Source organism: Sinorhizobium sp. KGO-5 (genome assembly GCF_036245905.1).
Lineage (GTDB): Bacteria > Pseudomonadota > Alphaproteobacteria > Rhizobiales > Rhizobiaceae > Sinorhizobium > Sinorhizobium meliloti_A.
In genome coordinates, this window is sequence record NZ_BDIZ01000011.1 from 99034 (window position 1) to 121413 (window position 22380).

General features: G+C 62.9%; 18 protein-coding genes and 1 tRNA gene. 14 read left to right on the top strand and 5 right to left on the bottom strand.

Annotation, left to right across the window (positions count from 1 at the left end):
- Positions 1–12: 12 nt before the first annotated feature.
- On the bottom strand, positions 13–300 hold the full coding sequence (locus tag BHD07_RS28210) for a cold-shock protein (RefSeq protein WP_100674880.1): 288 nt from the start codon (positions 298–300) through the stop codon (positions 13–15).
- Between the two features lie 170 nt (positions 301–470).
- Positions 471–680, bottom strand: a complete 210-nt coding sequence (locus tag BHD07_RS28215; RefSeq protein ID WP_018095341.1) for a cold-shock protein — start codon at positions 678–680, stop codon at positions 471–473.
- A 380-nt stretch (positions 681–1060) separates the two neighbouring features.
- Here BHD07_RS28215 and BHD07_RS28220 point away from each other — a divergent pair, with 380 nt between their 5' ends.
- From BHD07_RS28220 to BHD07_RS28235, 4 genes are all read left to right on the top strand, one after another.
- A complete protein-coding gene (locus tag BHD07_RS28220; RefSeq protein ID WP_275597716.1) occupies positions 1061–2041 on the top strand; it encodes an ABC transporter substrate-binding protein in 981 nt (326 codons plus the stop codon).
- A 7-nt stretch (positions 2042–2048) separates the two neighbouring features.
- Positions 2049–4085, top strand: coding sequence for an ABC transporter permease (locus BHD07_RS28225; RefSeq protein WP_338283954.1), 2037 nt, complete (start codon positions 2049–2051; stop codon positions 4083–4085).
- Complete coding sequence (locus BHD07_RS28230) at positions 4073–5149, top strand: ABC transporter ATP-binding protein (RefSeq protein WP_338283955.1); 1077 nt, start codon at positions 4073–4075, stop codon at positions 5147–5149. Before BHD07_RS28225 ends, BHD07_RS28230 begins: the two co-directional genes overlap by 13 nt.
- Before the next feature lie 138 nt (positions 5150–5287).
- Entirely contained in the window at positions 5288–7000 is a 1713-nt protein-coding gene (locus tag BHD07_RS28235) for an HAD-IIB family hydrolase (protein ID WP_338283956.1), read from the top strand.
- Between the two features lie 36 nt (positions 7001–7036).
- Here the strand turns inward: BHD07_RS28235 and BHD07_RS28240 are convergent, their stop codons facing one another.
- The gene (locus BHD07_RS28240) at positions 7037–7231 is read right to left on the bottom strand and encodes a hypothetical protein (RefSeq protein ID WP_018095335.1); all 195 of its coding nucleotides are present in this window, start codon (positions 7229–7231) and stop codon (positions 7037–7039) included.
- A 225-nt stretch (positions 7232–7456) separates the two neighbouring features.
- On the opposite strand from BHD07_RS28240, the gene ftsZ reads away from it, so the two are divergent.
- Positions 7457–8494 carry a cell division protein FtsZ gene (gene ftsZ / locus BHD07_RS28245; RefSeq protein WP_275597720.1) on the top strand — a complete coding sequence of 346 codons (1038 nt, stop codon included), beginning with the start codon at positions 7457–7459 and terminating at the stop codon, positions 8492–8494.
- Positions 8495–8727: 233 nt separating this feature from the next.
- Here ftsZ and BHD07_RS28250 read toward each other — a convergent pair whose 3' ends face one another.
- Both BHD07_RS28250 and BHD07_RS28255 read right to left on the bottom strand, forming a co-directional pair.
- Positions 8728–10497 carry a tetratricopeptide repeat protein gene (locus BHD07_RS28250; RefSeq protein ID WP_338283957.1) on the bottom strand — a complete coding sequence of 590 codons (1770 nt, stop codon included), beginning with the start codon at positions 10495–10497 and terminating at the stop codon, positions 8728–8730.
- 185 nt (positions 10498–10682) lie between these two features.
- Complete coding sequence (locus tag BHD07_RS28255) at positions 10683–12011, bottom strand: PQQ-dependent sugar dehydrogenase (protein WP_338283958.1); 1329 nt, start codon at positions 12009–12011, stop codon at positions 10683–10685.
- 275 nt (positions 12012–12286) lie between these two features.
- On the opposite strand from BHD07_RS28255, the gene BHD07_RS28260 reads away from it, so the two are divergent.
- From BHD07_RS28260 to BHD07_RS28300, 9 genes are all read left to right on the top strand, one after another.
- Positions 12287–13426 (top strand): TRAP transporter substrate-binding protein, encoded by a 1140-nt coding sequence (locus tag BHD07_RS28260; RefSeq protein ID WP_275597723.1) that lies wholly within the window; start codon positions 12287–12289, stop codon positions 13424–13426.
- A 39-nt stretch (positions 13427–13465) separates the two neighbouring features.
- Complete coding sequence (locus tag BHD07_RS28265; RefSeq protein ID WP_338283959.1) at positions 13466–14167, top strand: TRAP transporter small permease subunit; 702 nt, start codon at positions 13466–13468, stop codon at positions 14165–14167.
- Complete coding sequence (locus tag BHD07_RS28270; protein WP_275599866.1) at positions 14164–15903, top strand: TRAP transporter large permease; 1740 nt, start codon at positions 14164–14166, stop codon at positions 15901–15903. The genes BHD07_RS28265 and BHD07_RS28270 overlap by 4 nt, the downstream gene beginning before the upstream one ends.
- 547 nt (positions 15904–16450) lie before the next feature.
- A complete protein-coding gene (locus BHD07_RS28275; RefSeq protein ID WP_338283960.1) occupies positions 16451–17785 on the top strand; it encodes a TadE/TadG family type IV pilus assembly protein in 1335 nt (444 codons plus the stop codon).
- Between the two features lie 778 nt (positions 17786–18563).
- A complete protein-coding gene (locus tag BHD07_RS28280; RefSeq protein ID WP_100674869.1) occupies positions 18564–19007 on the top strand; it encodes an NlpC/P60 family protein in 444 nt (147 codons plus the stop codon).
- A 145-nt stretch (positions 19008–19152) separates the two neighbouring features.
- Positions 19153–20259: an endonuclease/exonuclease/phosphatase family protein gene (locus tag BHD07_RS28285; protein WP_338283961.1), complete on the top strand. Its 1107-nt coding sequence runs from the start codon at positions 19153–19155 to the stop codon at positions 20257–20259.
- 2 nt (positions 20260–20261) lie between these two features.
- Positions 20262–21011 carry an NUDIX hydrolase gene (locus tag BHD07_RS28290; protein WP_338283962.1) on the top strand — a complete coding sequence of 250 codons (750 nt, stop codon included), beginning with the start codon at positions 20262–20264 and terminating at the stop codon, positions 21009–21011.
- A 176-nt stretch (positions 21012–21187) separates the two neighbouring features.
- Complete coding sequence (locus BHD07_RS28295; RefSeq protein ID WP_338283963.1) at positions 21188–22105, top strand: PhzF family phenazine biosynthesis protein; 918 nt, start codon at positions 21188–21190, stop codon at positions 22103–22105.
- 126 nt (positions 22106–22231) lie between these two features.
- Positions 22232–22307: transfer RNA gene (locus BHD07_RS28300), tRNA-Lys, on the top strand.
- The last annotated feature ends 73 nt before the right edge of the window (positions 22308–22380 follow it).

Sequence of the window (22380 nt, forward strand, 5' to 3'; positions counted from 1 at the left end):
TGATTGGGTTCTTTATTTCGGCGTCCTGATGTTCAAGGGTTTGAACCAGGGCTTGCCTTCGACCGATGCCGTCTGGCCGTGTTCCTGGACCGGCGAAGCCGTTTCCGAAGGATCGATGTCGTGTTCGAAGATTCGCCGTTCGAAGTTCTCCGTTCCGAACCGCACCCGATATTGCGCTTCCCCATGTTCGGCCGCGGGCAGGATGGACACGATGCGGCAGGTCCGGTCCGCAGCGGCCGTGCGCGTGAGATCGGCTCTCAGGACGACACTGTCGCCAACGCTGTAGGTGTTCCGGCCCATGGCCATCTCCTTCGTCCGTGCCACCCCGGGGGCGGCACAAGCAAAAAAGGCCGGGCGTTACCCCGACCTCCTCTTGAGCGCCGCGCGTCTTTACCAGACGCGCTGGGGCGCCCCGTCATTCAAACGCTCCCTGCCAGTACATCCGTGGTCAGCGGAGGCGAATGACGAATTTATGCGGCCCGCAGATTGTCTGCAGAGCTCTTGCCGGACTTGTTGTCGCGGACGATGTCGTAGGTAACCTTCTGGCCTTCTACGAGCGAACGCATTCCAGCGCGTTCAACGGCGGAGGCGTGCACGAATACGTCGGTGGCGCCATCGTCGGGCTGGATGAAGCCGAAGCCCTTGGTGCTGTTGAACCACTTTACGGTGCCTGAGTTCATAACGATTTCCTTTCAATCGCTAGAGTTCCCGGACGAATATCAGCCCGGTTTGATCGATATTGAGAGGAAATCTGACGAAGCGCTTCGGCGCGTAGACAAAGGTCACAAGCAAGTTTCGATGAGCTATATATAAACGCTGCTTCGAGATATGCAATGGATGAACCGAATTTAATTGTGCGAGGGACTCACCCCGTCCCGAAAATACGATCAAGCCGCTGATTTGAATCGCCAATAATATTTTAGAGAGATCGTCCGAGAACATTCGTGGAATACTCCGGTCGGCCGACGAGCTGAGGGTTTTCCGGCTTTTCGCTGTCACATCCCTGTAAAACACCCGCTCTATCCCTCGGCGCGATCTTTCTCCGACCGAGGGCAAATTCATGAAAACGCTTCTCCCTGCCGTCGCCGCAGCGCTCGTCGCCGGCCTCCTGTCCACTGCCGCTTTCGCGGAAAGCCTCGTGCTTTACACCAGCCAGCCGAACGAGGACGCGCAGGCGACGGTGGACGCGTTTCAGGCCGCGAATCCGGGTGTCGAGGTCGAGTGGGTGCGGGACGGGACGACGAAGATAATGGCCAAGCTGATGGCGGAGATCGAAGCGGGGAACCCGGTGGCGGACGTGCTTCTGATCGCCGACACGGTGACGATGCAACGGCTGAAGGAAACGGGATATCTGATGCCCTACAAATCTCCGGAAGCGGCGGCTTATGACGCCTCGCTCTTCGATGCCGAGGGCGCCTATTATTCGACGAAGATGATCACGACCGGCATCGTCTACAACGCTTCCGCTTCGATGAAGCCGGCCGGCTGGCAGGATCTTGCGAAACCCGAGGCCAAGGGTCTGGTCACCATGCCGAGCCCGCTCACCTCGGGTGCGGCGCTGATCCATGCCCAGACGCTTGCCGGCATCGACGGGCTCGGCTGGGACTATTACAAGGCGCTCGCCGAAAACGGCGCGACGGCCGCCGGCGGCAATGGCGGCGTATTGAAGGCGGTCGCGACCGGCGAGAAGGCGTATGGCATGGTGGTCGATTTCATGGCCATCCGCGAGAAGGCCAAGGGTGCGCCGGTGGAATTCGTCTTCCCGGCCGAGGGCGTTTCCGCCGTCACCGAGCCGGTCGCCATCCTGAAGACCGCAAGAAACCCGGAGACAGCAAAGAAATTCGTTGATTTCCTGCTCTCCGAGGAGGGCCAGCAAGTGGCGGTGAAAATGGGCTATATCCCGGCGCGCGACGGCATGGCCTTGCCGGAGGGCTTCCCGGCGCGCGAGACGATCAAGGTGCTGCCGGTCGATGCTGCCGAAGCCGTGAAGAACTCCGAGGCGGACCTGAAAACCTTCTCCGGCATTTTCGGTACCAACTGACCTCTCGATGCCGGACACTGACGAGATCGCCCGCAGCGGGCGCCGGATATCTTGCGCGCCGGCTGCCGACCGGAGTGCCGAGGGTGGTTCCGGCTTGAAAAAGCTGGAGCGCCCGCTGAGCGTTCTGTCGAAGGCGCGGTCCTGGCTGTGGCTTTGGTTCGCATTCGGCGGCGCGATGGACGAGGCGGCAGACCGGAGCAGGGAACCGAGCCGGGCTCCGCTACCGAAACCGCTGACGAGGACGCTGCGCGGCTTCGAGGTGCCGCCGTCGCCTTACGTGACGGAGGGTCGATCACCTAGAGCGAACTCCTCGAAGGCCGGGACGGGGTGGCGAGCGGCATATTTCCGGCTCCGTGGCCCGCGCATGTCTGCGGGCGGGGAGCCCGCATGGCTGCTGGCATTGGTGTTCGGCGCAGTCTTTCTGCTTTCGGCGCTGCCGCTGATCCGACTCGGATGGGCCGGTATCAAGGGCCTCGAAGGAGGCGAGGCGGTGGGGGTGCTCTTCGAGGCGGCGACCTTTGCGGCGCTCCGCAATACGCTGATCACGGCGGCCGGCGGCACGGCGATCTCGCTCTTCGTGGGGGCACTCTTCGCCTTTGTCGTGGCGCTTACGGACATCCGTGGCAAGCTTGCCTTGAGCTTCGCCTTCATGCTGCCGATGATGATCCCCCCACAGGTGACGGCGCTCGCCTGGGTGGAGATGTCGGGTCCATCGAGCCCCCTTCTCAAGACGCTGGGGCTTGCACCGCCGCTCGGCAGCCCTCAGCCACTCTATTCGCTTGCGGGGATCGCCTTGCTTCTCGGCGTACAGCATGCGCCGCTCGTCTTCCTGGCGATCAGGGCCGGACTTGCAGCGGCGCCCCGCGACGGGGTCGAGGCGGCGCGGCTTTGCGGCGCCTCGCCCTGGCGCGTCCTTCGCGACATCGTTCTGCCGCTTTCCTCTCCGGGGCTCATCGCCGGAGCGGCGATCGCCTTCGTATCCGGTATCGGCAATTTCGGTATCCCGGCGATACTCGGCATTCCCGCCTCGATCGAAACGCTGCCGACCTTGATCTTCAGCCGGTTTGCGAGTTTCGGTTCGTCCACCTTCGGCGAAATCGCGGTGCTTTCGACGCTGATCGCCCTGATTTCCGCCGCAGGGCTGCTTCTGCAGCAGCGAGCGCTCAAGCGCAGAGACTATCGCCTGATCGGCCTTGCCGGCGCGAGGGCCGCCTTCACGCTCGGGCGCATGCGGTTCGCCGCGGAGGCGCTGCTTTGGACAATCCTGGCGCTGCTGCTGGTCGCACCGCTCCTGGCGCTCGTCGCAAGTTCCCTCGTGCCGGCCTACGGCGTGCCGCTCAGTTTCGACACCATGACCTTGAACGCCTATGGGGAAATACTCTTCCGCCAGTCGATGACGTTGACGGCGCTCAAGAATTCCCTTTTCCTCGCCTCCGCCGCTGCAGTCGGCCTGCTTGCGGTCACCGTACCGGCCGGTTACCTGCTTGTGACGCGGCGCGGGCGGCTTGCCAGTCTTATGGCGATCCTGATCGAGATCCCCTATGCGCTGCCCGGTATCGTGCTCGCCGTCGCCTTCATCCTTGCCTTCGCGGCACCGCTGCCGCTGATCGGCGTTTCGATCTACGGTACGATCTGGATCATTCTTGCCGCCTATTTCTCCTCCTTCTTCGCCGTTAGCCTCAAGCCGGTGATGAGCGCCTTCCTGCAGATAGATCCCTCGCTCGAGGAGGCGGCGCGGCTTGCGGGCGCGGGGTTCCTGCGCCGCATGCGCGATGTGCTGCTGCCGCTTCTGGCGCCGGCCGCCGGCGCTTCGGTCATCCTCGTCTTCCTGATCGCGGCGAACGAATTGACCGTCTCGGCGCTCCTCTGGTCCGCCGGCACGCAGACGCTCGGCGTCGCAATCTTCAATCTCGACGACAGCGGCTCTTCCGATCTCGCCTCGGCGCTCTCGGTGCTCGTCGTCGTCATGGTCATCGGGCTGATGGCGGCGCTGGAATTCTTCGCGAAATATTTGCCGGAGGGCGTGCTGCCATGGCGCAACTGATCCTCAACCACCTGACCAAAAACTTCGGTGGAAAAGGTGTAGAGCAGGTGAGGCCGGCCGTTTCGAACGTGTCGCTGGCGCTGCGCAAGCAGGGATTTCTCGCGCTGCTCGGGCCTTCCGGCTGTGGCAAGACGACGGTGCTCCGGATGATCGCCGGCTTCGAGCAGCCGACGGACGGCTCGATCGAGTTCGGCGAGCGCCGGCTTTCGGATGCAGCCCGTGTGCTGCCGCCGGAGAAGCGCAACATGGCGATGGTATTCCAATCCTATGCGCTCTGGCCGCATATGACGGTGGCGGAGAATGTCGGCTACCCCTTGAAGGTCCGCGGCTTTTCCGGCGAGGCCTGGCGCAAGCGGGTAGGCGACGCGCTTTCGCTGGTGAAGCTTACCGATTTCGCCGATCGGCGGCCGGCTGTACTTTCCGGCGGCCAGCGGCAGCGTGTGGCGCTGGCGCGCTGCCTGGTCACGGAACCGGACGTGGTGCTGCTCGATGAGCCGCTCGCCAATCTCGATCAGCATTTGAGGAAGTCGATGGAGGAGACCTTCCGCGCCTTTCACGAGCGCTCCGGCGCCACGATGATCTATGTGACTCACGACCAGGCCGAGGCGATGGCGCTTGCGACCGACGTCGCGGTGATGTCGGAAGGCAAGCTTCTTCAGGTGGCGCCGCCGGCGGATATCTATGCGCGGCCTGAGGGTCGGGTGGTGGGGGGTCTGATCGGTCGCGGCGCGATCGTGCGGTTGAATTTGCCGGAGGGAGCGGGGCGTGCGCTCGACTGGCCGCTCCTCCGCGCTGCGCTTGCCGACAGGCACGGCGGCAAAGGGCATGCAGGCGAACCGCATGCAGGCGAGGGGCCGCTTTGCGACGTGCTCATTCGTCCGGAGCAGGTTCATCGGGATGGCGAAGGCATCCCGATGCGGGTTCTCTCCTCGGTCTTCGAGGGCGAACGCTCCGCACTCACACTCGCGCTGCCCGACGGGCAAAGCCTCAAAGCCTATAGCAGCGTGCCGCTCTGCGACGGTGCTCGCGTTCCTTTCGTCGTGCGTGGAGGCTGGCGGCTTTAGACAAAGCTTGCGGCGACAGGCGGCTTTGCGGGCCGGAACCAGCCTTGGCCTTGCACGTTCCACCGTGCAGCACGACAATAGCGGCGGCTAAAGATCGAGCGGATCCGGCGGCCGGTAACAGAAGGAGGCGGCACGCAGATGTATGTCATGGCTCTTGCGACGGATTACGACGGTACACTGGCCGATTACGGTGCCGTCCGTCCGGAAACTCTGGAGACCTTGAAGAGGCTGAAGGAGAGCGGGCGCAAGCTTCTGCTCGTGACCGGGCGCGAACTGCCGGACCTCAAGAGCGTATTTCCCGAAATCGATGTGTTCGACAAGGTCGTCGTCGAGAACGGTGCGCTGCTCTATACGCCGGAAACCGGCGAGGAGCGGCTGCTTGCACCCTCGCCGCCGGAGGCCTTCATCGAGCGCCTCAAGGAGAAGGGCGTCGACAGGATGTCGGTCGGCCGTTCCATCGTCGCCACCTGGGAGCCGTTCCAGACAGCCGCGCTCGAAGCGATCAACGAGCTCGGCCTCGAACTCGAGATCATCTTCAACAAGGGCGCCGTCATGGTGCTCCCGACGGGTGTGAACAAGGCCACGGGGCTGAAGGCGGCCCTGAAGGAGATGGGGCTTTCCTTTCTCAACGTGGTGGGGGTGGGCGATGCCGAGAACGATCACGCGCTTTTGAGGATGTGCGGCTGCGGAGCCGCCGTGGCCAACGCCTTGCCGGCGCTCAAGGAGACGGCCGACGTGATCCTCGAGGGTGTGCGCGGGGCCGGCGTCGAGCAACTGATGAACCGGATCATGGAGTCCGATTATGCGTTGTGCGCGAGTGCCCGCCACCAGGTGCCGATCGGTGAGGATGACGAAGGGCCGGTGGAGATCGGACCGCAGGACGTGCTGCTGATAGCGGGGAGTTCCGGCATCGGCAAGTCGAGACTGGCGACCGCCCTTGCGGAGCGATTACGGGAACGGCGCTTCCAGCTCTGCATATTCGATCCGGAGGGCGACTATGAGGGGCTTGAAGGCGCGGTGACCGTGGGGAACGGGTCTGTCGCGCCTACGGGCAGGGAGGTGCTGGAGCTCCTGGCCAATCCGGACGATAACGTCGTCGTCAGCGCAACAGGCGTCGAGCCCAACGACCGGCCCGAGTTCTTCGCCGGCCTGATGCCAGACCTGTCGGCGCTGCGTGCCAAGACCGGCAGGCCGCATTGGCTGATTATCGACGAGGCCCATCATCTCATGCCGGCAGCGCGCGACAGTGCCTCGCTCGCGCTTTCCGACGACCGCTCCGGCATGATCATGATCACGGTCCATCCGGACTCGGTCTCGCCCGATGCTCTCAAGGAGATCACTGCGGTCGCAGCGCTCGGTCCCAAGGCGCGCGATGTAATCGCGACGGTTTGCTCCGTCTTGGGTGAGGCGTTGCCGGACGGGCTGGATGCTTCTTTCGGGGAAGACGAGGTTCTTTTCTGGCGGCGCACGCCGCGCACGCCGGTTCGGCGGATCAAGAGCGAGCAACCTCGGGAAGCCCGCAAGCGGCATACGCGCAAATATGCGGAGGGCCGCCTGGGCGAGGAGGCAAGCTTCTATTTCCGCGGTCCGAAGAACGAGATGAATTTGCGCGCCCACAATCTGACGATGTTTCTGCAGATCGCCGAAGGCATAGACGACACGACCTGGGAGCACCATCTGCGCCACGGCGATTACTCGAAGTGGTTCGAGGAACGCATCGGCGACGAGGAGTTGGCCGAGGAGGCTGCGGGCATAGAAGAGGATCGTTCGCTCTCGCCTGCCGAAAGCCGGCAGAGGCTGGCCGAGGCGGTGCGCCGGCGCTATACCGCGCCCGCATCCGAAGCGGGTTGAGCCGGCGCCCGCGGCGGGCGTTGAAGAGACGTCTCTTTACTTTTTCGGCTTCTGCTTCGAGGCGGCGCTGCGGCCGTCGGAGCTTTTCGAACGTTCGTCGAACCGATCGGCGCCTTTTCTAAGGTCGGATCCCTTTTGTGCTTCGGTTTTTTTCTCTTCCTTGGCGGCGCTTTTGTGCAGGCCGGTGCTGGATTGCTTGCCCTTCGCCGTCGGGGCTTGTTCGGTACCCATGGCAGCCATTCCTCCTTGCGCGAAACCCAGATTGAACGTGCCCGGATATTTCTTTGTTCCCCTGCCGACGAAGGTAGTTGTGGACTGCCATGATTTTGTCGCTCTTGCCTTCTCTGTGGCTTTTTTGAATTCCTAGAATGAAGGCGCCTGATTCGCGCCGCACCGCATTCGCTCTCCGTGTTCCGAGTTTTCAGGCGGCCGGGGAACTGCCCAAGGAGAAGAACCATGACGGAATACAAGAAGCCGATCATTACCGAGATGCGCCCGAAGATCACGGTCATCGGCGTCGGTGGCGGCGGCGGCAACGCGATCAACAACATGATCGCCGAAAACCTCCAGGGCGTCGATTTCATCGCCGCGAACACGGACGCGCAGGCGCTGGCGACGTCGAAGGCGGAGCGGCGGATCCAGCTGGGCGCTGCCATCACCGAGGGTCTCGGCGCCGGTTCGGTGCCCGACATCGGCAATGCGGCCGCGCAGGAATCGATCGACGAGATCATGGACCACCTCGGCGGCACGCATATGTGCTTCGTCACGGCAGGCATGGGCGGCGGTACCGGTACGGGAGCGGCGCCGGTGATCGCGGAAGCGGCGCGGCGGGCCGGAATCCTGACGGTCGCGGTCGTCACCAAGCCCTTCAGCTTCGAGGGACAGCGGCGCATGCAGACGGCGGAGCTCGGCGTCGAGCGGCTGCGGGAGAGTGCAGACACGGTCATCGTCATCCCCAACCAGAACCTCTTTCGCATCGCCGATGCCAAGACGACCTTCGCCGACGCATTCATGATTGCCGACCGGGTCCTCTATTCGGGCGTCAGCTGCATCACCGACCTGATCGTCAAGGAGGGGCTGATGAATCTCGACTTCGCCGACGTCAAGACGGTGATGAAGGGCATGGGCCGGGCGATGATGGGCACGGGCGAAGCGACCGGCGAGAACCGCGCGATGCTGGCGGCGGAGGCGGCGATCGCCAACCCGCTGCTCGACGAAGTCTCCATGCGCGGTGCCAAAGGCGTGCTCGTGTCGATCTCCGGCGGAATGGACATGACGCTTTTCGAGGTGGACGAGGCGGCGACCCGAATCCGCGAGGAAGTTTACGACGAAGCCGACATCGTCGTCGGTGCGATCTTCGACCGGAGCCTGGACGGCACTTTCCGCGTGTCCGTCGTCGCGACCGGCCTCGACAGCAACCGCGGAACTCAGGCGACGGCGCCGGAGGCCATGAACGGCCAGGCGGCCGCCGTTCCTTCGCGCACGCTGCAATAGGATAGGGCGACCCGGGGGATACCCCGTACGGGGGAGATGTCACGAAAGTGACGAACGGGGGCGGGGTTTCAGGGAACACAACCCTGCTGCAGTTTGCCCCTCACGCTGGCCCTCTACCCGCAAGCGGGGAGAGGGGACGTGCACCACGTGGGCGATTTTATTTGCGGTTACGCTGTGGTGGACAGGCGCCGCCGCATGTCCCTTCGAGCGGGCCATTCGGCAGCAGCTGGATATCAGTCAGGCAGGCCGGCGCGGCGCAGATCGCTGACGAAACGGGCGATGAAATCTTCCGGCATGACCGGCACGCTGCCGAAGTAGAATTCGGCGCGGGCCGTTTTCACGGTCATGTCCGGGCGACGGCGAAGAAGGTTCGCCACGGCCGAACTGGTTTCGTCGGTCCGGTCGATGGCGCCGAGCGAGGCCGCCAGGACCATTGCCGGCCAGAAGGTGGCGTTCTCCTGGCGCAGGGAGGCACGGGCCGCTTCGGCGGCTTGCGCGAAGCGACCCGACTGATAGTGGGCGATAGCCACCATATTGTAAAAGGTCCACAAATGCGGATCACGGGGGCTCAACCGGAAGGCTTCGTTGATCGCGGCAATGCCTTCCTCCGGGCGGCCGACATAGCAAAGCGCTTGCCCGAGGGCGAAGTGGCCCTGGGCGAAGCTTGCATCGAGCCTCAGCGCATTCCGCAGGTGGTCTATGCCACGCTGCGGCTGGCCGCCGAGCGCCCGTGCCCGGCCGAGGGCAAGATGGGCGGCCGGCTCACGGTCGTCGAGCGCGATTGCGCGTTCCGCGAGCGCCGTCGCGTCGGCGATCCGCTCGGCCCGCTCTTCCAGAGGGCCGTACCAGCCGAGCTGTATATGGACATAGGCAAGCCGCGCATGGGCCTGGGCAAAGGCGGGCTCGAGATCGACCGCCCGCTCGAAGAGCGTCTTGGATATCCTCAGATTTTCCAGATCGAACTTGTAAAGATGCCATAGCGCCTTCAGGTAAATGTTCCAGGCATCCATGTCCGTCGCGGTGTGGCCGCGCAGCGCAGCGAATTCGATGAAGCCGAGTTCCGGCTCCACGGTGCCGGTGATCTGCCCCGCGATCTCGTCCTGGAGCACGAAAACATCGTCCAGCATGCGGTCGTAGCGTTCTGCCCAGAGCAGCATGCCGGTTTCGCCGCTCAGCAATTGCGCCGTGATGCGGATGCGGTTGGCCGCGCGACGTATGCTGCCTTCGATCACATATTTGACACCCAGGTCTTCCGCCACTCTCCTCGCGTCGACCGCCTTCCCCTTGAAGGTGAAGGAGGAGTTGCGAGCGACGACGCGCAGCCACCGGCATCGGGCGAGCGTGGCGATCAACTCTTCGGTAAAGCCGTCGGAGAAATGTTCCTGTTCGTCGGCGCTCGAAAGATTCACGAAGGGCAGGACCGCGATCGATGGGCGCTTCTTACCGGGCAGGGGGTCGGTTTGCGCCGGCGCCGGCGGCACTTCCCCTGCCGCGCCGCCCGGCTGCCAGCGCCAGGCGCGCAGCGGACCGGGAAGATCGGCGAATGTCCTGCAGCCGATTTCGGTCAAGGGGAAATCCACCTTCAAGCCGATCTGGTCATAGACCTGCTGCGACACGCACACGCCGCCGGGCGGCGCCATTTCCTGCAGGTGCTCGGCAACGGCAATGCCTTCGCCATGGATGTCGCCATCGTCAGCGACGATATCGCCGAGATGGACGCCGATGCGCAACTCCAGACGCTCCGCTTCGGCGCCTCCGGCGTGATCATGCATCGTTCGCTGGATCGCGACCGCGCAGGCGACCGCATCGAGAACGCTTGCGAATTCCGCGAGCGTCCCGTCTCCCGCCTGCTTGACGATCCTTCCGCCATGGGCCGCGACCAAAGGTAGAATGAAGGCATCACGGCATTGCTTGACCGCCCGGTACGTGCCTGCTTCATCCAGCCCCATCAGCCGGCTATAGCCGACGACGTCCGCGTCCATGATCGCTGCCAGCCGCCTCATGCCGTCCGTCTCCCGGCGATGTCGTGAGCGAAAATACCGATCGGTTGAACATGTGTGAGCGGTAATTCGTGCGTACTTTCCGGTCCGCTCCAAAGAGCCGCGGACTCCATGAAAAATCGCATTGCGATCGCCTCGAGTGGGAGAGTAGCAATGGGGAAGCGGCAAGTCTATCGGGGCGAAGACCGCTATCTACGGCTGACGCGCCAGATGACATTGCCGACATCGTCGGCGACGAGTAGGGCGCCCTGCTCGTCGATCGCAACGCCGACCGGCCGGCCCATCGCCTTCCCGCTCCGGCTGACAAAGCCGGCGAGGACGTCTCTCGGTCGGCCGTTCGGCTTGCCCTTGGAAAAGGGAACGAAGATCACCTTGTACCCGCTGTGCACGCTGCGGTTCCAGGAGCCGTGCTGGCCTACGAAGGCACCGTTGGCATAGGCGCGCCCGAGCGATGCGCCTTCGGAGAATGTCAGCCCCAGCGAAGCGGTGTGCGAACCAAGAGCGTAGTCGGGTTTTACCGCCTTCGCCACGAGATCCGGGCGCGGCGGCTTGACGCGCGTATCGACATTCTGACCGAAGTAGCTGTAGGGCCAGCCATAGAAGGCGCCGTCCCTGACGGAGGTCATGTAGTCCGGAACGAGATCGTCGCCGAGCTCGTCACGCTCGTTGACGGCGACCCAGAGCTCGCCGCTTTCCGGGTTCCAGGACAGGCCGTTGGGATTGCGCAGGCCCGAAGCGAAGACCCGGGTGCGGCGGCTTGCCTTGTCCACCTCCAGAACGGCCGCGCGATATTTTTCCGCAGCCATGCCGTTTTCCCCGACATTGCTGTTGGAGCCGACGGTGACATAGAGCTTTCGTCCGTCCGGGCTCGCGATCACGTCTTTCGTCCAATGGTGATTGAGATTTCCCGACGGCAGGTCGATGATCTTTTCCGGCGTGCCCAGGCGAGTCTGACCGCGGGAATAGGGGAATGCGACGAGCGCGTCGGTATTGGCGACATAGAGCTTGCCCTTGGAAAGCGTCATGCCGAAGGGAGAATTGAGGCCTTCCGCGAAGGTTCTGCGAAGATCGGCGATACCGTCGCCGTCGGTATCGCGCAGAAGCGTGATCCGGTTGGCGCTTGGCGGTGCGGCACCCGCTCGTTTCATCGCCAGCTTCATGAATGCCTTTTTGAGGCTGAAGCCTTCGTCGTGCTTGGCCGGTGCATTGGTTTCGGCCACCAGCACGTCGCCGTTCGGCAGTACATGCAGCCAGCGCGGGTGATCGAGGCCCGCAGCGAAGGCGTTCACCTTCAGCCCTTTTGCGGGTGTCGGCGTGGCGCCTTCCTGCCAGCCTTTTGCGTCGGCGATGTTGACGGTCGGGATCACCGTGGGGTTCGGCTTCGGCAAAGTCGGATTCGGGCCGTAGCCGACCAGGCCCGTCGTGCGAGCCGCATTTCGGGCCGAAACGCCGGCGCAGCCGGCCATAAGCGCACCGGCCATGGTGATGACGATCAGGTTTCGCGGAACGGTAGTCATGCCATGCCCTCCCGAAGAGATCGGCCGCTCTCGCAGTGAGACAGAACGCTGTGCCATACTATTCCCTTCCGCATCCGACTGGCAGCGTTCTCCGCTCGTTCCCTGCAATCTTTGCGAGGGGCGCATTCGGGAGTATTCTCTCCTGCAGCAAGAAAAAAATCGGGGCGCAGCGCGTCTCCAGACGATGCTTGTGCCTCTTCAGCGATTGTGAATGCCCGCGAAAAAGTCCGCTCCCAAAAGGGGAGGGAGTTCGCGCGCAGCCTTGGGAGGAAAGCATGAAACACAAAGCCGAAAGCGGGGGGCCATCGCGCCGCAAATTTCTCCGCGGCGCCGCAGCGGCCGGGGCGGCCATGGCTGCAGCGCCGAGCATCGTGAGGGCACAAGGGCCGGTCAGCATGCGCTGGCAAAGCACGTGGCCGTCCAAGGACATCTTTCACGAGTTCGCGCTCGACTTCGCAAAGAAGGTCAACGATATGACTGGTGGCGACCTCAAGATAGAGGTGCTTCCGGCCGGTGCCGTCGTGCCGGCATTCGGACTGCTCGACGCGGTTTCCGAAGGAACGCTCGATGGGGGCCACGGCGTGATGGTCTATCACTACGGCAAGCAGACTGCGCTGGCGCTGTGGGGATCGGGGCCCGGCTTCGCCATGGACGCTAACATGATGCTGGCCTGGCACAAATACGGCGGCGGCAGGGACCTGCTCGCCAAGCTTTACGAGTCGATCGGCGCCAATGTCGTGTCGTTTCCCTACGGGCCCATGCCGACACAGCCGCTGGGCTGGTTCAAGAAGCCAGTCGCCAAGGCCGAGGACCTGCAGGGATTGAAGTTCCGCACCGTCGGTATCTCGATCGATGTGTTCACAGGGCTCGGCGCAGCGGTCAACGCCTTGCCGGGAGGCGAGATCGTCGCCGCACTCGACCGCGGTCTGCTCGACGCGGCGGAATTCAACAATGCCTCATCCGATCGCCTGCTCGGCTTTCCCGACGTTTCCAAGGTGTGCATGCTGCAGGGCTATCATCAGAATGCCGAGACATTCGAGATCCTGTTCAACAAAGGAAAGTTCGACGGCCTGCCGGACCAGATGAAGGCAATCATAACCAATGCGGTGGACGCGGCGTCGGCGGACATGGCCTGGAAAGCGATCGACCGCTACTCCACGGACTATCGCGAGATGCAGACGGCCGATCAGGTCAAGTTCTACAAGACGCCCGAAGCAATCCTCAAGCGGCAACTCGAAGTCTATGACGAGGTGGTGAAGAAGAAGTCGGCGGAAAATCCGGTGTTCAAGGAGGTTCTGCAGTCCCAGATCGCCTTTGCCGAACGCGCGACACGCTGGGAGCAGGATACCGTCGTCAACCGGCGGATGGCCTTCGACCACTATTTCGGGCGAGACGGGGTCGCCAAGTCGCTCTGACTTCATCCGATCCAGCACATCACCGGCGCGGGGCCGGTGATGTACGGTCAGGACCTGGCCATCCCGGGGGTGCGCGTGAACGTTCAGCATCTGCTCATGAGGATCGACGCCATCAGCGTCTGGACCGGCAAGGCGGCGGCGTGGCTGATCATCGGTCTGATGATGCTGGTCTGCGGTGAAGTCTTCAAACGCTATATCCTGAACATGCCGACCGCATGGATCTTCGATGCCAGCAACATGCTCTACGGCAGCCTCTTCATGCTGGCGGGCGCCTATGCCCTGGCGCAGAACGCGCATGTGCGCGGTGATTTCATCTACAGTTCGTTGAAGCCGCGCACGCAGGCGGCGTTGGATCTCATCCTTTACATCTTCTTCTTCCTGCCCGGGATCGCCGCCCTCATCTATGCAGGCTACGACTATGCCGCATTGTCATGGCGGATCGGCGAGCACTCGACGGTGACCGCCGAAGGGCCGCCGATCTATTACTTCAAGACGGTCATTCCGATCGCAGGCGCACTCGTCATTCTTCAGGGACTGGCGGAGATCCTGCGCTGCATCGTCTGTCTTAGAACCGGGGCGTGGCCGGCGCGGCTGAAGGACGTCGAAGAGATCGATGTCGTCGCCGAGCAGCTTGCCCATAGCGAGCACCTGGACGAGGAAACGCGTGAAGCTGCCATCGAACGCGCGCAGGATATCGACAGGGCGGCCCGGCAGCGCGGCCTCGGAGGGGGAGAGCGGTGAGTGAACCTTTTCTTGGTTTGACGATGCTGGGCCTCATCGTGGTCGTGATCATGATGGGATTTCCGACGGCCTTCACCCTCATGGGTCTCGGAATGCTGTTCGGCTTCTACGCCTTCTACAATCCGGTGGAACCCTGGATCGACAATCGCGTCTTCGATCTCATGGTCCAGCGCACCTACGGCGCCATGACCAATGACGTGCTGATCTCCATCCCGCTTTTCGTGCTGATGGGCTACGTGATGGAGCGCGGCGCGCTGGTCGACAAGATGTTCTACAGCATACAGCTGTCATTCCGGCGCGTTCCGGCATCGCTCGCGGTGACAACGCTCATCGTCTGCACCTTCTGGGGCATCGCCAGCGGCCTCGTCGGCGCCGTGGTTGTGCTGATGGGGGTGATCGCCATGAACCCGATGCTGCGGGCCGGTTACGATGTGAAGCTTGCCTCGGGCGTCATCACCGCCGGAGGCACGCTGGGCATCCTGATCCCTCCATCGGTGATGATCATCGTCTATGCGGCCGTCGCCGGCCAGTCGGTGGTCAAGCTTTATGCGGCGACGATGTTTCCCGGCTTCTTTCTGGCGCTCCTCTATCTCGCCTATGTCCTCGGCTGGGCGATGCTCAATCCGAAGATCGCTCCGAGTCTGCCCGAGGAACAGACGCGCGTCCCGGTGCCGCCATGGATGAAGCATTTCGCAGAGGTCTATTCACCCAACATGCTCGCCGGTCTTCTCGCAGCGCTCGTCTCGCCATCACGCGCGCTCGGGATCAAAGGGGAAGAGGGACGGCTCACCTATTGGAAACTCGTCAAGAACCTTGCTGCGGCGCTCTTCCCGCTTCTGCTGACGGCGTCCACGCTCTGGCTTCTCTGGTGGTATGTCGTCATTCATCAACAGGCGGCCGCGACCGAAGCACCGGAGGGGCTGGAAGAGCTCGGCGCGCCGGTAGCCGATGCCGGGCCTGCAGCGGCTGGCGGCCCTGCGACGAGCTTCTACGTCTGGTTCGGCCTTGCCGCCGCAATCGCCGTCTTCGCGCTGCTGCGCTACTACCGCAACATGACGGCGGAACGGCTGCAGGTGGTGAAGCTCCTCGTTTCCTCCGTCATGCCGCTCGCAATCCTCACGGTGGTGGTGCTCGGGGTGATCCTGTTCGGCATAACCACCGCGACGGAATCCGCCGCCGTCGGCGCGGCCGGTGCCTTCCTGCTGGCGCTCCAGGCGCGGACCCTCGACTGGCAGCGCACCAAGGAAGCGGTGTTCCTGACCGCGAAGACGACCGCCATGGTCTGCTGGCTCTTCGTCGGGTCGGCGCTTTTCTCCGCCGTTTTCGCGATCCTCGGCGGACAGGCGCTGGTGGAGCAATGGGTTCTCGCGCTGGATCTCACGCCGGTGCAGTTCATGATCCTGTCTCAGGCGATCATCTTCATTCTCGGCTGGCCGCTCGAATGGACCGAGATCATCATCATCTTCGTGCCGATCTTTCTGCCGATGCTCCACCATTTCGACATCGACCCGATCCTCTGGGGCGTGCTCGTCTTCGTCAATTTGCAGGCTGCGTTCCTGTCCCCGCCGGTTGCGATGTCGGCCTACTATCTCAAGGGCGTGTCGCCGCCGCAGGTTACCCTCAACCAGATATTCGCGGGCATGATGCCTTACATGCTCATCGTCATTCTCTGCATGATCATGATGTATATCTGGCCGGGCATGACGCTCTGGCTGCCCGAATATCTCTATGGCTGACGCGCTTGCTGCGGCGTTGAACGGCGCCGCGGAAATGACCCGGCGCCAGGAGCGCCCATACAAAACCAGGGCCCGCCGTCAGCGAGCGGGTCCTGGTAAATTGCGGCGAAAATTTCAATCTCTCTATTTTCCCGGCGGCAATATCACACCCGGCTGCCAGACGCCCCGGGCATATCCATCACTCTCCGCCCGGGGGCTGCCGCGAGCTCGACCGGGTAAATCCTCGCAATCGGCGTTCACCCCGAAGGGAGCTCCGATCTAAATTGCTACTGAAATCATTTCCCTGATTGCACCGTTAGTTTTGACGAGATCGGTGGCCTTGGTCCAGTAACTTTTCAGGGCGATTTGTTACGAACTACGACCGATTCTTGCGCAGCAGGCGGCTTGAAGAGCGGGTACAACCGAGCGCTTCCGGGATTTGTCGCGATGGAAGTCGAGGTCTCCCGCCATTCCTTTAAAGATTTCATAAAACCCGAACGTGTTTGGTAACGATCTTAAAATTAGTTAATGCTTATGTGTTGCGGTGGGGCTGCTGAGAGGGAAGGCTATGAGGGCCGCGACGTTCCGCCTGCATCTGAGAAGATTGGTGCGCGACAGAGGCGGCAACTTCGCCGTTCTGGGCGCGATCGCTTTCGTTCCGATTATCGGCGCGGCTGCGCTGGCGATCGACTTCGCCGGGGCTTACCTGGAGGCGGAGAAAATCCAGAGCGCTCTCGATGCGGCCGCGCTCGGCTCGGTCCGGGCCTATGGCGAGGGCGCCACCGAGGACGAGGCCTACGCCGCGGCGCAAAAGTTCTTCTGGAGCAATTATACGCTGCCGCAGGAGAGCGTCGTCGACGCGCTGGCCGTCGCCACGGAGCCGTCCACGCAGGCGCTGTCCGTAAAGTTCACGCGCAATGTGAATGAAGATACCGCTACCGCCGAGTTCGTGCTGGACCACAAGCCGCTCTTCCTCGAGCGCCTGCCGCTCCAGATCCGGCGCCTGGCGATTGCCGCGCGCGCCTCCGGGGCGGAGGCCTGCATTCTTGCGCTTCATCACACGGCAGACCGGGCATTCGAGGTCAGCGGCAGCGCAATTGCCGATCTGACGGGATGCGCGGTCCTTTCGAACTCCGACGACGATCAGTCGATCTATATCGGCGGCTCAGGCAAGCTCAAAGCCGAGTGTCTTTACGCGGCGGGCGGCCTCTACAGCTCGCCGCAGGCGGTACAGCTCGCCTGCGAGGCCGCCGTGGAGGGATCGCCGCGCATACCCGATCCATTTGCGAGCAAGGTGCTCCCCAGGCCTTCGGGCTGGACGGATCTTTCCGGCTGCGGTCAGGCCTACGTCGCCGGAGGCGGCGGCAACGGCGATTGCAACGGCACCGGAAAGACACCGAAAAATGCCGACGGCTATGTGGTGACGCTGAAACCCGGTACCTACGGAGGCCTGGATCTGAAAGGAGCAGTCGCACTCCAGGCGGGCAATTACATCATCGACGGCGGCCGGCTCGAACTCGGCAGCCAGACGGTCGTCAGCGGTCAGGGCGTGACCTTTTTCCTGATCAACGATGCGGAACTCAGGATCAATGGAGGCGCCACCTTCAATATCTCGCCTTCGCTCGAGGGCAGTTGGGCCGGCTTCTCGATCGTTGCAGAGCACGGCAACGCCGCACCAGCCGTCATCAACGGCAACAGCAAATCCTCTTTGACGGGGATCCTCTATTTGCCCGACGCCGGCGAGCTCCAATATGCCGGCAACGGCACGACCAGCGGTGAGTGCATCAGATTGATCGCACAGGAGATCACGCTGATCGGCAACAGCACTTTCAAGATGGATTGCAGCAAGGAGCTTGCCAATACCCATTTCAATTATCCGGGCGCCATTCGTCTGGTGCGCTGATCCTGAAAGCAGCGACGCGAGGCCGTCATGCTGGCCGCCGGGGCGGGATAAGGGTCAACAGCCGCCGACCGATAGGCAAAAACGCGCCAATTTCGGGCCACAGTAGCGAATCGGCGAAGAAATCGACGCCAAATGCGCAAGACAAGCGGTCTTTGCCACAATTTCGCTTCACCTAGCCGGCAAGTTTTCGACTGCTGACCACCGGCTGGCAGGGGAATTTCGAACTCTCGCAAAGCGAACGCCATCAGGTTGGGGGCACGGCCATTGCAATTCGCGGGCCGGCTGCAACACCGCGCTGAAAATCCATATTCGGTTTTCGGAGACGGTCATGTGCAGCCTCAAAGCGCTAGAGAGTCCTTTGTGCTTTGTGCCGAAGGCGTAGTGCAGCCTTGACGGCTGCCGACACGGTACCGCTCACGGGCGGACCGTGCAGCGATCCAGGCATGCGGCCTTGGCGCCTTTAACGGGCGCTGGGCGCGGCCGTTGCTGCACGCCTCGGTGGAGGACGCTCTAGCCCTTTGATTCCGGAGCCATCTTCATCTGCGATCGGGACGCATTCCCGAATGCGGAGCGGCTCGGCGCGTGCATGTGCGCGTCTGCGGAAGGGGCGAACTTCTTGCGATGGACGGAGACGAAGAGGCAGGCGAAGGCCGGCATGACGCCGTCCGCGCCGGCTGCATCTTTTGGATCGAAGTCAATCCGGAAGATGCGGCAAAACCAGGTGCTACGGCGACTTTGCGTCTGATTGGACGCGCAGCGCCGTGAGGGAGACCAACTCATGAAGGTTGTCGCGCTTCTGACTGCAGCATTTCTTGCGCTTACGTCACCCGACACCGCATCAGCGGGAATGCTCACCCAGGCCCAGCAATATGCCGGGCTGCACGAGGTGAAGAACAACAGGCGCCTGCGCGCCGCTCTCGGCATCAATCCGGCCCGTACGCCCTGGTGCGGCCATTTCATGGGGATGGTTGCCCGGAAATCCGGCCGGCAGCCACCGAAGAGCTATGGCATCGCCCGCTCGTGGCTGAGGTTCGGTGCGCCCGTCAAGCTGTCCTACGCAAAGCCGGGCGACGTCGTCGTCGTCAGAGCCGGACGGAGCTATCACGTCGGCGTCCTGTCGCAGATGTCCAAATCGACCGCACGTCTTATCGGCGGCAACCAGTCGGGTCGCGTGCAGTTGTCCTATTTCAGCCGGGCCCAGGTGGTGGCGGTAAGACGATAGCGGCCAAGGCCGCGCACGGGCTCATCGCAAGGTTCCCGGCGGACGGCGACGCCGCGGAGGGCTCGCGCGCGGCACAATCTGCAGCTTTACACTCTTGCTCGTCCCGCTCTAATCTCCGCGGCAATTCAATGTGGAATTGCCCCTGATGTCGCTTCGCCTTGCCACCTTCAATATCGAAAACCTCATGAGCCGCTTCGATTTTTCCGGCTTTCGCAACCAGCTCAAGCAGGATCGGGTGTTGCGGCTCTTCGACGTTCGCAGCGAGGCGGAATACCAGCGTCTGGAAGAGGCGCGCACGATCGCGCATACGGACGACACCCGGCAGATGTCGGCGCTGGCGATTGCCGATTGCGACGCCGATATTCTCTGCCTGCAGGAGGCCGACAACATGGCGGCGCTGCAGGCCTTCGAATATGGCTATCTGTTTCGCATGGCCGGCAACGGTTATCGCCAGAAATATCTGATCGAAGGCAACGACTCCCGCGGCATAGATGTCGCCGTGCTGATGCGGGAGGAGACCCGCGACGGCCAGAAGATCGAGTGCCTGGAGGTAAAGAGCCACGCTGCGCTCACCTATGAGGATCTCGACCTTTTCAACGACGAACTGGCACTTACGAACCGGCCCCGCGACCGCATCTTCAAACGCGATTGCCTCGAGTTGGATGTGAGAATCGGCGGGAGGCCGCTGACCCTCTATGTGGTGCATCTCAAATCCATGGGGCCGGCGCGCGAAGGTCTCGACGGCCGGCAGGCGACGATGGCCGTGCGTGTCGCGGAGGTGAAGGCCGTGCGCCATATCATCGAACGCCGCTTCGGCCGCGGACATACGGCCGACAAAGTCTTCGCCATCTGTGGCGATATGAATGATTATCAGGAGAAGGTGAAGGTGCTGGGCGACCGGCGCAACGGCTATGAATTCGTGCCGCATGAGGAGATGACGAGCGCGCTCGACATCCTGAGCCACGACGGTTTTGTCGAAAATCCCAATCTGCGCCGGCCGGTCCTCGACCGCTGGACGCTCTTCCATAGCCGGGGGCCGGATGATCGGCATCTCTGCCAGCTCGACTATATCTGGCTGTCGCCGGAGCTGGCGCGCCGCAACGCGGCCCGGCTGCCTGAAATCATCCGTTCCGGGCAGCCCTATCGCACGATCTTTCCCGCGGGGCAGGAGGTCGAGCGTTATCCGCGCACCGGCTGGGACCGTCCGAAAGCCTCCGACCATTGCCCTGTTGTAATGACCTTGGATATTTGAAGATGACCTTACTGGAAACCAGCCAGGGGCAATGGCCTCTCGACGGGACGATCTTCCCGGTCTCGGACATCGATATAGAGGTCTCGCCCGAGCCCCATCCGTTCCATCTGGCAGAGGCGGATCGGGCGCGCGAAAGCTGGCGGCGGGAAATCGCCGCGAACCCACACCTTTTCGACGGCCGGATGGTGCTGCAGAGAGCGGTCCGGATCACGGACGGGCGCATCAGCGCCCGGGCCCATATCGTTCCCTATTCGACCTTTCTCTGGTGGCGGAAAACGAGGGCAGCGGGCGCGAGCCATATCTTCGGCATGCCGATGCTCGTCTCTTCGGACGGCGCTTTGATCGCCATCCGCATGGGTGCGCACACGGCCAATCCGGGCCGGGTCTATAGCCCCGGCGGTTCGCTGGAGCCGGAGGACATCATCGACGGGCGCTGCGACGTCGGGCGCAACATCGCGCGCGAGGTCATGGAGGAAACCGGCATCTCGCTTTCCGAGGCGATCGCAGAACCGGGCTGGCACGCCATCCGCATGGATGGCACCCTTACCGTTTTCCGCGTTTTCCGATTGGCGGCCACGGCGGAGGAAATCCTTGCCCGGGTGGCGGCGCATGTTGCTGCCGATCCCCATCCAGAGATCGACGAGGCGGTGGCGATCCGGGGGCCAGAGCCGACCGCACATAATTATCCGCCGTTCATTCCACCCATACTTGAATGGCTTTTTGCGCGTAGCCGCGGGCAGCAGATGGCGTGAAGGAACGTCGCCGCCGGCATTTTGCCTTGCCGCCGGGGCGCTGGCGTTGCAAGGTCGCGAGCGGTGCGGCACAGCAGAGTTTTGACCCGAAGTCGCGGCGTCGGCAGACGGGATCTTCGTAATACCGCGCTACCCGGACCTAATCCACAACGACCCGGACCAATAAGGGGACATGTATGGCACGGCGTTACGCGATCTACGATGTCTTCACCGAGAAACGGCTGGCGGGCAACCCTCTGGCAGTGGTGTTCGGGGCCGAGGGGCTTGCCGAGGAAGCCATGCAGGCGATCGCCCAGGAGTTCAACCTTTCCGAAACGGTTTTCATCCTGCGGCCCGGCAACGCCGCCCATTCCGCCCGGCTTCGGATATTCACGCCGGCACACGAACTGCCCTTCGCCGGACACCCGACAGTCGGAGCGGCCGTAGCAATTGCGGAAGCGGCCTACGGGGAGGCCAACAGTGCGCTCGAATTGATGCAGGTGCTGGAAGAAAGCGTGGGGCCGGTCCGCGCTGCCGTCAGGCTGAAGCCGGGAGCGGCGACCTTCGCCGAATTCGACCTGCCGCGCAAACCGATCCGGCTCCACGCGCAGTTGGACCGGCAGGAGATCGCCGACGCACTTGCGCTCAAGACCACTCAGGTCGGCTTTGAAAATCATGTGCCGTCGTTCTGGAGCGCCGGCGTTCCCTTCGTCATGGTGCCCCTTCATGACGTCGGCGCGGCGGCTTCGGTGGAATTCGATCCGCAGCGCTGGGAGCACCTGGCACCGCTTGCCGAGGGCCGGCTCGCTGCAGCCTATCTCTACTGTCGCGGTGGCATCAATCATACAGCCCGCTTTCATGCCCGGATGTTCGCCCCGGGCATGGGCCTCGTCGAAGACCCGGCAACCGGCTCGGCCGCGGCCGCTCTTTCAGGCGCCATCAACTTCTTCGACGGCCTGGTCGATGGCCACCACCCCATGCTGATCGAGCAGGGGGTCGAAATGGGCCGCCCTTCCTTCATTCATCTGCATCTGGACATCGCGGAGGGCAAGATCGCGAGCGCGCGGATAGGCGGCCATGCCATAAAAGTTGCCGAAGGGGAGTTGACGGTCTGAAGTGGCGGCGAAGGACGCACGAATGCACCGCGCTGAAATTTTTGCAGAAAACTTGCAAAGGGCGCTGGACAAGCCCGGCGAACGCCATTATACGCCCCACCAGACCGCAGCGAAGCGGTTCCGGTCGGGTGATTAGCTCAGTTGGTAGAGCAGCTGACTCTTAATCAGCGGGTCCACGGTTCGAGCCCGTGATCACCCACCAAAAACCTCTTGAAATCATTCCACAATTTCGAAGGTGTCCGGGATTTCCGGATGACTGGTTTCCAAGAAATTGG

What these genes read in the sequence shown, in the direction of transcription:
- BHD07_RS28210 (WP_100674880.1), bottom strand. Translation starts at nt 300, where the DNA reads ATGGGCCGGAACACCTACAGCGTTGGCGACAGTGTCGTCCTGAGAGCC.
- BHD07_RS28215 (WP_018095341.1), bottom strand. Translation starts at nt 680, where the DNA reads ATGAACTCAGGCACCGTAAAGTGGTTCAACAGCACCAAGGGCTTCGGC.
- BHD07_RS28220 (WP_275597716.1), top strand. Translation starts at nt 1,061, where the DNA reads ATGAAAACGCTTCTCCCTGCCGTCGCCGCAGCGCTCGTCGCCGGCCTC.
- BHD07_RS28225 (WP_338283954.1), top strand. Translation starts at nt 2,049, where the DNA reads ATGCCGGACACTGACGAGATCGCCCGCAGCGGGCGCCGGATATCTTGC.
- BHD07_RS28230 (WP_338283955.1), top strand. Translation starts at nt 4,073, where the DNA reads ATGGCGCAACTGATCCTCAACCACCTGACCAAAAACTTCGGTGGAAAA.
- BHD07_RS28235 (WP_338283956.1), top strand. Translation starts at nt 5,288, where the DNA reads ATGTATGTCATGGCTCTTGCGACGGATTACGACGGTACACTGGCCGAT.
- BHD07_RS28240 (WP_018095335.1), bottom strand. Translation starts at nt 7,231, where the DNA reads ATGGGTACCGAACAAGCCCCGACGGCGAAGGGCAAGCAATCCAGCACC.
- ftsZ (WP_275597720.1), top strand. Translation starts at nt 7,457, where the DNA reads ATGACGGAATACAAGAAGCCGATCATTACCGAGATGCGCCCGAAGATC.
- BHD07_RS28250 (WP_338283957.1), bottom strand. Translation starts at nt 10,497, where the DNA reads ATGAGGCGGCTGGCAGCGATCATGGACGCGGACGTCGTCGGCTATAGC.
- BHD07_RS28255 (WP_338283958.1), bottom strand. Translation starts at nt 12,011, where the DNA reads ATGACTACCGTTCCGCGAAACCTGATCGTCATCACCATGGCCGGTGCG.
- BHD07_RS28260 (WP_275597723.1), top strand. Translation starts at nt 12,287, where the DNA reads ATGAAACACAAAGCCGAAAGCGGGGGGCCATCGCGCCGCAAATTTCTC.
- BHD07_RS28265 (WP_338283959.1), top strand. Translation starts at nt 13,466, where the DNA reads ATGTACGGTCAGGACCTGGCCATCCCGGGGGTGCGCGTGAACGTTCAG.
- BHD07_RS28275 (WP_338283960.1), top strand. Translation starts at nt 16,451, where the DNA reads ATGAGGGCCGCGACGTTCCGCCTGCATCTGAGAAGATTGGTGCGCGAC.
- BHD07_RS28280 (WP_100674869.1), top strand. Translation starts at nt 18,564, where the DNA reads ATGAAGGTTGTCGCGCTTCTGACTGCAGCATTTCTTGCGCTTACGTCA.
- BHD07_RS28285 (WP_338283961.1), top strand. Translation starts at nt 19,153, where the DNA reads ATGTCGCTTCGCCTTGCCACCTTCAATATCGAAAACCTCATGAGCCGC.
- BHD07_RS28290 (WP_338283962.1), top strand. Translation starts at nt 20,262, where the DNA reads ATGACCTTACTGGAAACCAGCCAGGGGCAATGGCCTCTCGACGGGACG.
- BHD07_RS28295 (WP_338283963.1), top strand. Translation starts at nt 21,188, where the DNA reads ATGGCACGGCGTTACGCGATCTACGATGTCTTCACCGAGAAACGGCTG.